This is a genomic window from Marinobacter halotolerans (assembly GCF_008795985.1).
Taxonomy (GTDB): Bacteria; Pseudomonadota; Gammaproteobacteria; order Pseudomonadales; family Oleiphilaceae; genus Marinobacter; species Marinobacter halotolerans.
The window spans coordinates 1,073,912-1,088,228 of record NZ_VMHP01000002.1; the positions used below are offsets into that span (position 1 = coordinate 1,073,912).

A 14,317-nucleotide genomic window follows, 5' to 3' on the forward strand; every position below is an offset into this window, starting at 1 on the left:
GCGATATCGACAACGCTGTTACTCTATGAAAAGGCTCAGTTGAATACAACGCTTACCGGGCCGAGATGGCCGTTTTGTCATCTGTAATCAGGCGATGGCGAAGCCATTATCGAATCAGGCTTCCGCCAGGGCCGCCGCCTCGTCCACATCAACAGACACCAGACGCGAACACCCGGGCTCGTGCATGGTTACCCCCATCAATTGATCCGCCATTTCCATGGCAATTTTGTTGTGGGTAATGAAGATGAACTGCACCTGTTTGGACATTTCTTTAACCATATTGGCATAACGGCCCACGTTGGCGTCGTCCAGGGGCGCATCTACCTCGTCCAGCATACAGAAAGGCGCCGGATTGAGCTGGAAAATCGAGAAAACCAGGGCAATGGCAGTCAACGCCTTTTCGCCACCGGATAGCAGATGAATGGTGCTGTTTTTCTTGCCAGGCGGTCGAGCCATGATCGCCACGCCGGTCTCCAGCAGATCTTCCCCGGTCAGCTCGAGGTAGGCATTGCCACCCCCGAAAACCTTTGGAAACAGCGCCTGTAGGCCGCCGTTTACCTTGTCGAAGGTCTCCTTGAATCGCTGACGGGTTTCCCGATCTATTTTGCGGATGGCGGTGTCCAGGGTTTCCAGTGCTTCCATCAGGTCCTCGTTCTGGCTGTCGAGGTACTGTTTCCGCTCGCTCTGAACCTGATACTCCTCAATGGCCGCCAGGTTGATGGCGCCCAGGCGCTGAATCCGCGCGCCGATCTTCTCCAGCTCTTCCGACCAGCTTTGCTCCGAGGCATCCTCCGGCAGGGAGTCGATCACATCCCGCAGCTGCACGTCCAACTCGTTGAGCTGCTCCAGATGCTGGGTCGCCCGAATCTCCGTGGCCTGGGATTCCATCTTCACTTTCTCGAGACGGGCACGCACGTCCTGGATCAAATGCTCCACGCGGCTGCGGCCCTGTTCCCGCTCCCGCACTTCCCGGTCAATATCTTCCAGGGCGTCCCTGGCCACTGACAGCTTCTGCTCTTCGGCAAGACGGCGGTCCAGTAGTCCTTCAAGCTGCATTTGCAGGTCTTCGATGGGCTCCTCGGCGGTTTCCCGGCTTTCCCGCAGGAAGTCCAGCCTTTCCTCCAGCCGCTCCTTCTGTAACTGCATCCGGTCCAGGGTCTGCTTCAGGCCATCACGCTGGCTGTGTAATGATTGCAACTGGAGCTGTAACTGGTGGGCTCGATCACGATCATGGCGGGCTTCCTGCCGCAGTCGGTCCAGGGTTTCCCGCAGGCTGTCACGGCGCTCCAGCAGTTGTTCTTTCTCTTCATCGCTGGTCTCGGTCTGCGCCAGGGCCTGCTGCCACTCTTCCCTCGCTTCCAGCAGTTGCTCCTGTTGTTCTTCCAGTTGCAGGGCCAAATCGCTCATGTCTTCGCCAATGCGCTGCAACCGGTCTTCAATCTGTTCGGCTCGTGCCCGTATCCCACTGATTCGGGACGACAGCGAGGAAAGTTCCCGGTCGATATCCGCCTGGTCCGCCTGGGCCGTTTCCCGGGCAGCCTCTGCTTTTTCGGCCTTTTCCTGGATCTGTTCAAGCTTAGCTTCGGCCGATTCCAGGCGGGCCTCGGCTTCCTCAAGCTGTTCGGTCAGTTCCGTGACCTTTTTCTGACGCTCAATCACGCCCACATGAGATGACTCGGAGTCCGGCATCAGTATCCAGTCTCTCGACAACCAGGCGCCATCGCGGGTAATGATGCTTTGGCCAGGCTCCAATGATTTGCGGCGTCCAAGCGCATCGTCGAGGGTTTCAGCGGTGTCCACCAGCGCCAGCACAGACGTAAGGCCGCCGGCGCCTCTCACCTTCGCGGCGAGGCCGCTGTCGCCTGTGGCCGAAGAATTTTCCTGCTCACTGACGATGGCCAACCCCCGTGGCGCCTCGGAAAGCGCGCCCTGAAACTGGTCGAAACCGGGCACGCTCATGCCCTGACTGAACCGGCCGATGACCTGTTCGACGGCATATTCCCAGCCATTGTCGATCTGAAGTCGTTTGGCCAGACGGTCCGTGTCATTGAGATTTTGACCGGATAACCAGGTTTTCAGGGATTCGTTCTCGCCTCCAAGCTGTTCATCAAGCAAGCCCTGCTGTGAGTCAAGGCTCGCCCGCAAATTCTGAACCGCCTGTCGCGCTTCAGTAGCCCCATTCTCCGCTTCCCGTTGCTGGTAGCGAGCATCCTGAAGATCGTCCTGCAAACCGGTAATGCGTTCGGCAACCTCCTCACGACGAAGCATCAGTGTTTCCTGCTGCTCCAGCATGTCATCCAGTTCGTCGCGATCGATCTGTCCATCGAGCAGCGCCCGTTCATCTCCCATGCGCTGCTGACGGTTACGAAGCTGCTCTATCGCCGCCTCCAGCGATTGAATGCGGGACTGGGAGAGCTCTGCCTGACGCCTGGAATCCGACGCCCGGGCGCTGAAATCTTCCCACTGGTGCTGCCATTCGCTCATGGCTTCTTCCGCCTGCTGCAGCTTTTCTCCGGAATTCTCAGACGTAAGACTCAGGGACTCCTGCTCCGGCTCCAGCTCATCCAGTTCTTCCTGGATGGACGTCAGTTTCTGCTCGTCCTGCTCAAGCTCCCGGGCCAGTTCACGCTGGTTCGCCATGGCCTGGTCAAGTTCTGCCGCAGTCTGCCGGCTGCGTTCCTTCTGGTGTTCCAGGCTCTGTTCAATCCGCGCGATGTCGGCACCGGCTTCATAGTATTTCGCCTGTGCCCGATTGAAGTGTTCGTTGCGCTCCTGGTGGCCTTCCCGCAGTGACTCAAGAGATGTTTCCAGACTTACACGCTCGGTCAGGTGTTTTTCCAGTTCCAGTTCGGTATCGCGAATGCGGGTACGGGAGCTTTGTAGCTCCTGGTCCAGGGATTGCCAGCGCAGGACCGTCAGTTCGGCTTTCTTCCGTCGTTCTTCCTGCTTGTAAGCCTTGTATTTCTCGGCGGCCTCGGCCTGGCGCTCAAGGTGCTGAAGCTGGCGGCCCAGCTCATCCCGCAAGTCGGTCAGACGTTCCAGGTTTTCCTGGGTGCGGCGGATCCGGCTTTCCGTTTCCTTGCGGCGCTCCTTATACTTGGATATACCCGCAGCTTCCTCGATATACACTCGCAACTCTTCCGGCTTGGCTTCGATCAGGCGAGAGATCATGCCCTGCTCGATGATAGCGTAGCTGCGGGGGCCCAGACCGGTGCCCAGGAAAAGATCGGTGATGTCCCGGCGACGACATTTTGACCCATTGAGGAAGTATTCGGACTGCCCTTCCCTGGACACCCGCCGACGCACGGATATCTCGTTGAAACGGACAAATTCACCGGGTGCCGAGCCATCACTGTTGTCGAACACCAGTTCAATGGAGGCCTGGCTGACCGGTTTGCGGGCGCTGGAACCGTTAAAGATGACGTCGGTCATGGATTCGCCGCGCAGATACTTGGCGGAGCTTTCCCCCATGACCCAGCGAACCGCGTCGATAATGTTCGATTTACCGCAGCCATTGGGTCCAACGACCGACGTCATATTGGTAGGGAAAGGCACTGTGGTGGGATCAACAAATGATTTGAACCCGGCAAGTTTGATGGACTTGAGTCTCATGTCAGGCGTTCACCCCTGTCTGGAGAATGCTGAGTACCTGATGGCGCTGATGTTCGCCGAATTCGCGGATCACTTGCTCAAGCCTTTCCGGGTCATCGGCCGTTGCGGCGTCCGCAAGTTGCCTGAAAAACCGGGCCGTTGCTTCCAGTTCGTCACGGAAGTTCTCCAGAGCAACAAAATAGGTGCGGCTGATTGCCGGCTTGAAGTTCTCAAGGGTTTCCTCGAGAAACGGATTTTCGACCAGATCATAGGCATATCGCATCACCCCGAAACCCGACTCAATCACTTTCTCCGCCGCGTCACTGTCGGAGGAATTCAGCGCATCGATAACCGCCTGTAATTCCCTGACCTGCCCCATTACACCAGTCAACTCCTTGCCAGACCAGCGTTCGAGCACTTTGCGGCCAAGCATGCACAGCAGGTTGATATAAATATCATAAAGGCTATTAACCAGTTCCGGTGTCAGCCGGGAAACTACTGCGCCGCGGCGCGGAAAGATTTCCACCAGATGCCTGCGCTGCAGAACCAACAGGGCCTCACGTACCGATCCGCGGCTTACGTTCAGTTCTCCGGCCACCCTCAGCTCCTGGATCCTGGAACCTGGCGGCAGATCGCCGGTTACGATCCGCTGGCCAAGGTGCTGGGCAATCTGTTCCGACAGACTTTCGGGGGCCTGAAACCTCATAGCTGCGAATTATCCCTTTCCATGGACGCCTGAACGTAAAACACGGGAGTTTATCACAGGCACCGTCGAGCCCAATCCTTTTACCGGGAATTTCCGGTGCCACCTAACAGCGGAACGAATTTGCCAGATTTTTGGCAGTGGCTGTTCCAGCCCGGTCGATATCATTCAAGTAGTCTCTGGAAGTCCGGTTCAGAACATTGTTTTAAAACAGGTTTTAAATATTGGCAAGGCCTGTGCTTCGTGTACTGAAAATACTGACCAGGCCGAGAACCGTGAAGCAGATTCCGACCATTCCAAGATCCGCCCAGAATACCCACAAGCTCGCGACGCTGCTGCAAACGCACAAGCACTGGAGCGAATCTCCGGACGTGCTGACTCGCCTGACCCGCAGGCTTTCAACGACCCTGAGTCTTGAGATTCAGATGGGCGTGCTCGCGGAAGAAATGGCTTCGGTGATTCCCTTTGACTGCATGACCTACCGCCACAACATTGCATCGCGGGATTTTGTCTACGCCACAGGCATGGGCGGGCCACACCGCTGTGACTACCGGCTGAATCTTGAAGGTCAGTTCTACGGTTCCCTGACGTTCAGCCGCAAGAAGCGCTTCACCGAGAAAGAGCTTGAAGGTATCGAACTGATTCTCAGCGCCGCTATCTGCCCGATTCGCAATGCCTGCATGTACATCACCGTTGAGCAGGCTGCGTTAACCGATTCGCTGACTGGGGTCCCCAACAAACGGGCCATGGACGATGCTTTGGAAAGAGCCACCTCTCTCGGGAACCGGCACGGCCAGGAACATTCGCTGATTCTTTGTGACCTGGACAGATTCAAAGCCATCAACGACCAACACGGACATGTTGTCGGCGACCATGTGCTGCAGCTTGCCGCCAAGGAACTGCAAAAAGCGATCCGCACGTCGGACGAGGTATACCGGTTTGGTGGTGAGGAGTTTGCCATTCTGCTGCCCCAGACCAATGAGAGTGACTCCAGGGCAGTCGCGGACAGAATCCGCCATTTCATGAGCACCATTGTGGTTAACTGTGGCGAATCGAATATCCACGTGACCACCAGTTGCGGTGTTGCGATGCGGCTTCAGGATGAGGACGCAGGCCAATGGCTGGCGCGGGCTGACGAAGCGCTATACCGCGCCAAGGCCGGCGGGCGCAATTGCACCCGCGTGTCTGCGGCCATTGCCAGCAACTGAACCCGGTTGGCTATCCCCGCCGGGTCGTTGGAGTGCCCTTCCTTCCTGACTTCGGTTCCTCATTCGAGGATCCGGTTACCTGCCAACGCGGTGTCCCCGGCTTACGCCTTGCAGGTCCGCCCTGCTTTCGACGTTTGCGATCATCCGCTTTCTGTTCTGACGGCGTCTTTGATGGGATATCCACCGGTGCAAGGTCGACCGACCGGCTGAGTGCGTCAACCGCTTTCTGGTCCAGTTCTTCCCATTTTCCCATGGTCAGCCTGCTCGGCAGGAAAACCGACCCGTAGCGCACCCGCTTGAGACGGCTCACCCTCACGCCCTGGGATTCCCAAAGACGTCTGACTTCCCTGTTGCGGCCTTCCATCAGGGTGACGTGAAACCACTGATTGATGCCTTTGCCACCGGCCTCGGAAATGTCGGTAAAACGGGCAATGCCATCCTCCAGCAAAACCCCTTCGGACAGCCGCTTGATCATGGCATCGTCAACTTCCCCGAAGACCCGCACCGCGTACTCCCGATCGACCTGGCGCGAGGGGTGCATCAGGCGATTGGCAAGCTCCCCGTCGGTGGTGAACAGAACCAGCCCGGTAGTGTTGATATCAAGTCGCCCGATCGCGATCCAGCGGTGATCCGGCAACCTTGGCAGCCGATCGAAGACCGTCGGCCGACCTTCGGGATCACGACGGGTGGTCACCTCGCCTTCCGGCTTGTTATAGATCAGTACCCGCCGAAGCACTTCGGCACCGGCCGCAATATCCAGGCGCTTTCCGTCCAGCTCGATCCGATCCCGGATGGAGGCCTTCTGCCCGGGAGTGACGGGCTCGCCATTGATCTGCAACCGTCCGGCTTCGATCCAGCTCTCCACTTCACGCCGGGAGCCGACGCCGGCCCGGGCCAGAAGCTTCTGGATGCGCTCGGGCTCGTCAGAGCTTGCGGTTTTTGACGCGTTTGATTCCGGTTTTCCGGGGCGATCAGCCGCCATGAATAAATCCTTTAGAATGCCGAAGTGGCAATGTCAGTGAAGTGTTTGGTTGGACTCGGAGCCCGGATCTTCGGTGGGCTCCCGGCTCTCGTCTGAGTTCGAGCCTGCATCGAACTCAATTTCAGCCTGCATGTTCTTTTCGATCTCCCGGCCGATCTCTTCCAGATCGCGGATCTCTGACAGCGGTGGCAGCTGGTCCAGGCCCTGGAGGTTAAAGTAATCCAGAAACTGACGTGTGGTGGCATACATGGCGGGACGACCGGGCACATCCCGATGTCCGACCACTCTTACCCACTCCCGCTCCTGCAGGGTGCGAATGATGTTGCTGCTGACGGTCACGCCACGAACATCCTCGATTTCGCTTCGGGTTATAGGCTGACGATAGGCAATCAGGGCCAGGGTTTCCAGCAGCGCCCGGGAATAGCGCTGGGGTTTTTCCTCGAACAGTCGACCGACCCAGGGCGCGAAGGCCTCGCGCACCTGCAACCGGTAGCCGCTGGCCACCTTTTTCAGCTCGAACCCGCGCCCCTCGCAGGCACTGTCCAGCAAAACCATTACGTGCTCCATGACCTGACGCGCGGGGCGTTCATGCTCGTCAAACAGATCCCGCAGCTGATCCAGGGACATGGGTCGGCCCGCAGCCAGCAACGCCGCTTCTGTGATGGCCTGTATTTTCCGGAGATTCTCTTCGTTCATAGGCTCTAAAAATCCAGCTGATGGCTCCTGGTTTAACGTGCGGCTCTCGCCCGGACATGAATCGGACCGAGTACTTCCGCCTGAACCACTTCAATGAGCTGTTCTTTCACCAGTTCAAGTGTCGCAAGAAAGCTGACAACGACGCCGAGTTTGCCTTCCTCGGCGGTGAACAGGCTTTCGAAGGTCACGAACTGGTCGTCATTCAACATTGCAAGGATCGCGGACATTCGCTCCCTTGTGGACAGCCGCTCCCGTTCTACATGGTGACTGGTAAACAGATCCGCCCGGGCCAGAACACCCCGTAACGCCAAAAGCATTTCCCGTAAATCCACATCCGGATGGGTCTGGCTTGATGGGAGTTGGGGCAGAGCAGCCGACGCGGCAAAGGAATCACGTTCCAGCCTAGGCAACTGATCAATATCCTCGGCTGCCTGTTTGAACCGCTCATACTGCTGCAGGCGTCTTATCAGCTCGGCACGGGGATCGATTTCTTCCTCGTCTTCGGATTCCTGGCGCGGCAACAGCATGCGGGATTTGATCTCCGCCAGGGTCGCCGCCATCACCAGATACTCGGCGGCGAGTTCAAAGCGCATGGCTTCAACCGCGCCGATGTAGTCCATGTACTGCCGGGTAATCTCGCTGACATCGATGTCCAGGATGTCCATGTTCTGCCGGCGAATCAGATAGAGGAGCAAATCCAGGGGGCCTTCGAACGCCTCCAGAAAAACCGCAAGGGCATCGGGCGGTATGTACAGATCATTGGGAAAATCCACCACAGGCTTGCCTGAGACGCGTGCACGTGGCGATTTGTCTTCCGCCGCAGCAACCGGCTCTTCGAAGGGCGGGCTTCCTGTGGTCTCTTCTGTCATGAAATCTCCCGGGGCAAATGTCCCTTAACTCCGTCTAGCGGTAGTTCAGGCCCATGGCAGCCCTGACTTCATCGAGCGTATCCCGGGCGGCATCCCGGGCATGCTCATTGCCTTCTTCAATAATCGCCCGTACAAGATCCGGGTTGTTTTCGTATTCTGCGGCCCGTTCGTGCAGTGGTTTCTGCTCTTCCACGATGGCATCAATCAGAGGCTTCTTGCAGTCAAGACAGCCAATGCCTGCCGAACGGCAGCCGGTCTGAACCCACTCCTGCGTCTTATCGTCGGAGTACACTTTATGTAGACCCCAGACCGGACACTTCTCCGGCTCGCCCGGATCGCTCCGGCGAACCCGTTGGGGGTCGGTCTGCATGGTACGGATCTTTTTGGCAACGCTGTCCGGGTCCTCGCGCAGACCTATGTAATTATTGTAGGACTTGGACATTTTCTGTCCGTCCAGGCCGGGCATTTTCGATTCCGGCGTCAGCAGCGGCTGAGGCTCGGGAAGAATGACTTTGCCGCCGCCTTCAATATACCCGTACAACCGCTCACGATCGCCCAGGGAGATGTTCTGTTGTTCTTTCAGCAGCGCGCGGGCAGTCTCCAGCGCGTCCATGTCGCCCTCTTCCTGATACCGCTTTTTCAGATTGCGATAGAGCTTCGCGTTCTTCTTGCCCATCTTGACGATGGCGCCTTCCGCCTGCTCTTCAAAGCCCGGCTCCCGACCGTAAATGTGGTTAAAGCGGCGGGCAATCTCCCGGGTAATTTCCACGTGGGATACCTGGTCAGCGCCCACCGGCACGCGCCCTGCCCGGTACGTCAGGATATCGGCGCTCTGCAGCAACGGGTACCCCAGAAAGCCGTAGGTGGCCAGATCTTTCTCGCGCAGTTTTTCCTGCTGATCCTTGTAGGTGGGGATCCGCTCGAGCCAGCCCAGAGGAGTAATCATCGACAGCAGCAGGTGCAATTCCGCGTGTTCAGGCACCTTGGACTGGATAAACATGGTGGATGAACCGGGATTGACACCGGCAGCCAGCCAATCGATCACCATATCCCAAACGCTGTGTTCAATACCGCTGGGGTCGTCATAATTTGTGGTTAACGCATGCCAGTCGGCCACGAAAAAGAAACATTCGAATTCATGCTGAAGCTTGACCCAGTTTTTCAGGACACCGTGATAATGGCCAAGGTGCAACTTTCCGGTGGGACGCATTCCGGACAGTATCCGCTGCTGGGAATCTACAGAACTCAAAGCAAGAACTCCTTTTTATAGAGGTAATCCGCCTTCTTTTAGAGGCGGACGGGGCATTATAGTCTTATGAGGGTCCTGCGATAAACAAAAAGCCCCCGGAAGTCCGACAGGCAGACCCGGGGGCTTCATGTAAACTGACCGGTTTACCAGCCAGTGACTTCCTTCAGTGCTTTACCGATCTCGGCCAGGCTACGGACGGTTTTGACGCCGGCATCGTTCAGTGCCGCGAATTTCTCATCCGCCGTGCCCTTGCCACCGGAAATAATGGCGCCAGCATGGCCCATACGCTTGCCAGGAGGTGCGGTTACACCGGCAATATAGGCAACCACAGGCTTGGTGACGTTCGCCTTGATAAAGGCAGCAGCCTCCTCTTCAGCGGTGCCACCAATTTCACCGATCATCACGATCGCTTCGGTTTGCGGATCGTCCTGCAGCAGTTGCAGGATGTCGATGAAGTTTGAGCCCGGAATCGGGTCGCCACCAATGCCCACACAGGTCGACTGGCCGTAACCGAAGTCGGTGGTCTGCTTGACCGCTTCATAGGTCAGGGTACCGGAGCGGGACACGATGCCCACTTTGCCAGGCTGGTGGATGTGGCCAGGCATGATACCGATCTTGCTCTGATCCGGAGTGATCACACCCGGGCAGTTCGGCCCGATCATGCGAACACCTTTACGGTCCACATATTCCTTGGCGTAAAGCATGTCGATGGTAGGGATCCCCTCGGTAATGCAGACGATCAGCTCGATACCTGCATCAGCGGCCTCAATGATGGCATCTTTACAGAAAGGGGCCGGAACGTAGATAACCGTGGCTTCAGCACCGGTTTTCTCCACCGCTTCACGCACGGTATTGAATACCGGCAGGCCCAGATGCTCGGTACCGCCCTTGCCGGGGCTAACGCCACCGACCATCTTGGTGCCGTACTCAATGGCCTGCTCTGAATGGAAGGTACCCTGTGCGCCGGTAAAGCCCTGACAGATAACCTTGGTGTCTTTGTTAATCAGGATGCTCATTATTTACCCCCTGCGGCTTTAACGACTTGCTCTGCCGCATTCGACAGACTGGTAGCGGCAATGATGTTCAGGCCGCTGTCGGCGAGTACCTGGGTACCCTTCTCAGCGTTGTTGCCTTCAAGGCGAACCACAACAGGAACCTTCACGCCCACTTCCTTCACCGCACCGATGATGCCTTCGGCAATCATGTCGCAGCGCACGATGCCACCGAAAATGTTCACCAGAACCGCCTTAACGTTCGAGTCGGACAGGATGATCTTGAACGCTTCGGAAACGCGTTCTTTGGTCGCGCCGCCGCCAACGTCCAGGAAGTTGGCAGGCTGGCCGCCGGAGAGCTTGATAATGTCCATGGTACCCATGGCCAGCCCAGCACCGTTCACCATGCACCCGATATTGCCTTCAAGCGACACGTAGTTAAGCTCCCACTTGGCCGCCTCGGCCTCACGGGAATCTTCCTGTGACGGGTCGTGCATCTCATGGACTTTTTTCTGGCGGTATAGCGCATTGCCATCCACGCCAATCTTGGCGTCCAGGCAGTGCAGGTCACCAGCAGGTGTGATCACCAGTGGGTTGATTTCCAGCAGTGCCAGGTCGCGCTCTTCAAAAAGCTTGGCCAGGCCCAGGAAGATCTTGGTAAACTGACCGATCTGCTTGCCTTCAAGGCCCAGCTTGAAGGCCAGTTCCCGACCCTGGTAAGGCTGTGCACCTACCAGCGGGTCAATCTCGGCCCGGAGGATCTTTTCGGGCGTTTCTTCAGCCACCTTCTCGATCTCAACGCCGCCTTCGGTAGACGCCATGAAAACAATACGGCGGCTGCCACGGTCGACAACGGCACCCAGGTAGAGTTCCTGATCAATATCCGTGAGGGATTCAACCAGAATCTTGCTGACCGGCTGGCCGTGCTCGTCCGTCTGGTAGGTCACCAGGTTTTTGCCAAGCCACTGCTCGGCAAAGGCACGGATTTCGTCTTTGCTCTTGACCAGCTTTACACCGCCGGCTTTACCGCGGCCACCGGCGTGTACCTGAGCCTTCACAACCCAGGCATCACCCCCGATCTCGTCAGCGGCCGCAACCGCTTCCTTTGGCGTATCACAGGCGATGCCCTTGGATACCGGCAGGCCATATTCAGCGAATAGCTGTTTGCCCTGATATTCATGCAAATTCATAGTTTATGTCCCGCTATTTGGTGGAGGATAGCAGGGGGGCGCCGTCGTTGGCGCCCCCTGTTTTTCCGATTCGCGTTACTTCTTTTTGCGGCGGTTGGCGACGTGGATCGCCCCGTTGTCGACGGCCAGTGCCGCTTCATGGACGGACTCAGACAACGTTGGGTGCGCAAAGCAGGTCAACGCCAGATCTTCTGCGCTGGAGCCAAACTCCATTGCAATCACGCCCTGGGCCACAATTTCTGAGGCCTGTGGACCAACCACATGGAAGCCAAGGATCCGGTCTGTCTTTTCGTCTGCAATGATCTTGACCATGCCCGCCGCCGAGTTCGCGGCCATGGCGCGACCATTTGCTGCAAACGGGAACACACCGGTTTTGTAGGCTTCACCCTCGGACTTGAGCTCTTCCTCGGTCTTTCCGACCCAGGCAACTTCCGGGAAGGTGTAGATAACATTGGGGATGCAGTCATAGTTGACCTGGGGCTTGTGCCCGGCAATACGCTCTGCAACCATAACGCCTTCTTCGGACGCCTTGTGCGCCAGCATCGGCCCGCGAACCACGTCGCCAACTGCCCAGACGCCCGGCACTTCGGTCTTGCAGGTATCATCCACGTAGATGAAACCACGCTCATCCATCTGCACGCCGGAATCTTCGGCCAGCAGGTTGTCGGTATAGGGCCGGCGGCCAACACAGACAATCAGCTTGTCGAATTTCTGCTCATGCTTGCCCTTGGCATCTTCATAAGTCACGTTGACCAGCTTGCGCTTGACCTCAGCACTGGTAGCGCGGGCACCCAAGTGGATGTTGAGGCCTTTTTTCTGGAATTGCTTCAGCGTGTCCTTGGCTACCTGCTGGTCTACTGCCGGCAGGAAAGTGTCCAGCGCTTCCAGCATGGTCACTTCAGAGCCAAGGCGTGCCCAGACGCTACCCAACTCCAGACCAATTACACCGGCACCGATCACGCCAAGCCGTTTGGGCACTTCATCGAATTCCAGGGCGCCCTCGGAGTCAACAATGTATTCACCATCGAACGGCGCAGGTGGAATCTGGATCGGCTTGGAACCACTGGCCAGAATGACGTTATCGGCCTCGTAAGTGGTGGCCTTGCCATCCTTGTCGGTGACTTCGACCTTGCGGTTGGCCAGCAGCTTGCCATGACCATGGATTGAGGTAACGCCGTTGGCCTTGAACAGCCCTCCGATACCCCCGGTAAGCTGCTTCACGATCCCCATTTTGCGTTCCATCATCTTCCCAAGGTCGATTTTCACATCCTTGGCGATGATGCCCTGCATATCGAAATCGTGGCTGGCTTCCTCGAACTTGTGAGAAATCTCCAGCAGCGCCTTTGACGGAATACAGCCCACGTTCAGACAGGTGCCGCCCAGTACCTGGCTCTTACCGTCCTCAGACGTCCAGGATTCCACGCAGGCCGTTTTCAGCCCCAACTGTGCTGCCTTGATGGCAGCGACATAGCCACCGGGACCTGCACCAATGACAATGACGTCGTACTTATCAGACATAGTTAACCCTGTTTCCTGATTCGTTAAGTGAACGCTTAGACATCCAGCAGAATGCGGGCCGGGTCTTCAAGCATTTCCTTGATCGCTACGAGGAACTGCACCGCCTCTTTACCATCGATCATGCGGTGGTCGTAGGACAGCGCCAGATACATCATGGGCTGAATCTCGACCTTACCATTCACTGCCATCGGCCGTTCCTGGATCTTGTGCATGCCAAGAATCGCAGTCTGCGGCGGATTAAGGATCGGCGTCGAGATCAACGACCCGAAAATGCCGCCATTGGTGATGGTAAAAGTACCGCCGGTCATATCTTCAATGCCCAGCTTACCGTCTTTGGCCTTGGTGCCATATTCGACAATTTTCTTTTCGATATCCGCCAGTCCGAGGCCATCAACGTCGCGCACAACCGGCACAACCAGACCGCGCTCGGTGGACACGGCAACACCAATATCCTGGTAGCCATGGTAAACCATGTCGTTGCCGTCGATAGACGCGTTGACTGCCGGGAAGCGCTTCAGTGCCTCGGTGGCGGCCTTGGCAAAGAACGACATGAAGCCAAGCTTGATGCCATGACGCTTCTCGAAGCTCTCTTTGTATTGCTTGCGCAGCTCCATCACCGGGCCCATGTTGACCTCGTTGAAGGTTGTCAGCATGGCTGCCGTCTGCTGGGCATTGACCAGGCGCTTGGCAATGCTGGCGCGCAGGCGTGTCATGGGAACACGCTTTTCCGGGCGCTCACCCTGCTGCACGTTCACTTCAGGCATGTCGCCTGCTGGCGCCGCAGTAGTTGAACCACCACCTGAAGGCTTTCCAGTATCTACATGATTCTGAACGTCTTCTTTGGTCACTCGACCATCTTTGCCGGTGCCCTTGATGCTGTCAGGATTGACATTGTTTTCTTCGGCCAGCTTGCGGGCTGCAGGGCTGAGAATTGCCTCACCAGAAGATTTTGAGGCGGAATCATCAGCACTCTTGGCGGACTCTTTCTCTTCCGTCTCTTTCTTCTCACTACCCTTGTCAGCACTACCGGTCTCTTTTTCTGCCGGCTTGGACTCTCCGGCGGCGCCTTCTTTGAACTTGCCGATTACTTCGCCGCTTTCGACAGTATCGCCCTCGCCCTTGATTGCTTCTTCAATCACGCCATCGGCAGGGGCAACAACTTCCAGTACAACCTTGTCGGTCTCGATATCGACGATCAGCTCATCACGTGAACAGGCTTCGCCTGGCTGCTTGTGCCAGGTCGCAATGGTGCCTTCTGCGACCGACTCTGGAAATACGGGGGCTTTTATTTCAGTTGACATCTCGGATCCTTAGTTCGG

At 57.2% G+C, this 14,317-nt stretch carries 11 protein-coding genes; 1 reads left to right on the top strand and 10 read right to left on the bottom strand.

Features of this window, described 5'->3' with window-relative positions:
- Positions 1 to 114 precede the first annotated feature (114 nt).
- Both smc and FPL19_RS15300 read right to left on the bottom strand, forming a co-directional pair.
- Positions 115 to 3,612, bottom strand: a complete 3,498-nt coding sequence (gene smc, locus FPL19_RS15295) for a chromosome segregation protein SMC (protein ID WP_150913712.1) — start codon at positions 3,610 to 3,612, stop codon at positions 115 to 117.
- Between the two features lies 1 nt (position 3,613).
- The gene (locus FPL19_RS15300) at positions 3,614 to 4,297 is read right to left on the bottom strand and encodes a GntR family transcriptional regulator (protein ID WP_150913714.1); all 684 of its coding nucleotides are present in this window, start codon (positions 4,295 to 4,297) and stop codon (positions 3,614 to 3,616) included.
- Between the two features lie 272 nt (positions 4,298 to 4,569).
- On the opposite strand from FPL19_RS15300, the gene FPL19_RS15305 reads away from it, so the two are divergent.
- The gene (locus FPL19_RS15305) at positions 4,570 to 5,502 is read left to right on the top strand and encodes a GGDEF domain-containing protein (RefSeq protein ID WP_150913716.1); all 933 of its coding nucleotides are present in this window, start codon (positions 4,570 to 4,572) and stop codon (positions 5,500 to 5,502) included.
- Between the two features lie 10 nt (positions 5,503 to 5,512).
- Here the strand turns inward: FPL19_RS15305 and rluB are convergent, their stop codons facing one another.
- From rluB to odhB, 8 genes are all read right to left on the bottom strand, one after another.
- On the bottom strand, positions 5,513 to 6,484 hold the full coding sequence (gene rluB, locus FPL19_RS15310; RefSeq protein WP_150913718.1) for a 23S rRNA pseudouridine(2605) synthase RluB: 972 nt from the start codon (positions 6,482 to 6,484) through the stop codon (positions 5,513 to 5,515).
- Positions 6,485 to 6,517: 33 nt separating this feature from the next.
- The gene (gene scpB, locus FPL19_RS15315; RefSeq protein ID WP_150913720.1) at positions 6,518 to 7,180 is read right to left on the bottom strand and encodes an SMC-Scp complex subunit ScpB; all 663 of its coding nucleotides are present in this window, start codon (positions 7,178 to 7,180) and stop codon (positions 6,518 to 6,520) included.
- A gap of 32 nt (positions 7,181 to 7,212) precedes the next feature.
- Positions 7,213 to 8,049 (bottom strand): segregation and condensation protein A, encoded by an 837-nt coding sequence (locus FPL19_RS15320; protein ID WP_150913722.1) that lies wholly within the window; start codon positions 8,047 to 8,049, stop codon positions 7,213 to 7,215.
- Between the two features lie 34 nt (positions 8,050 to 8,083).
- Positions 8,084 to 9,298, bottom strand: coding sequence for a tryptophan--tRNA ligase (locus FPL19_RS15325; RefSeq protein WP_191965298.1), 1,215 nt, complete (start codon positions 9,296 to 9,298; stop codon positions 8,084 to 8,086).
- A gap of 143 nt (positions 9,299 to 9,441) precedes the next feature.
- Entirely contained in the window at positions 9,442 to 10,314 is an 873-nt protein-coding gene (gene sucD, locus FPL19_RS15330; protein WP_150913724.1) for a succinate--CoA ligase subunit alpha, read from the bottom strand.
- Positions 10,314 to 11,480, bottom strand: coding sequence for an ADP-forming succinate--CoA ligase subunit beta (sucC, locus tag FPL19_RS15335; RefSeq protein ID WP_150913726.1), 1,167 nt, complete (start codon positions 11,478 to 11,480; stop codon positions 10,314 to 10,316). The genes sucD and sucC overlap by 1 nt, the downstream gene beginning before the upstream one ends.
- 75 nt (positions 11,481 to 11,555) lie before the next feature.
- Complete coding sequence (lpdA, locus tag FPL19_RS15340) at positions 11,556 to 12,998, bottom strand: dihydrolipoyl dehydrogenase (RefSeq protein WP_150913728.1); 1,443 nt, start codon at positions 12,996 to 12,998, stop codon at positions 11,556 to 11,558.
- Positions 12,999 to 13,033: 35 nt separating this feature from the next.
- Positions 13,034 to 14,299, bottom strand: a complete 1,266-nt coding sequence (gene odhB / locus FPL19_RS15345) for a 2-oxoglutarate dehydrogenase complex dihydrolipoyllysine-residue succinyltransferase (protein ID WP_150913729.1) — start codon at positions 14,297 to 14,299, stop codon at positions 13,034 to 13,036.
- Between the last annotated feature and the right edge of the window lie 18 nt (positions 14,300 to 14,317).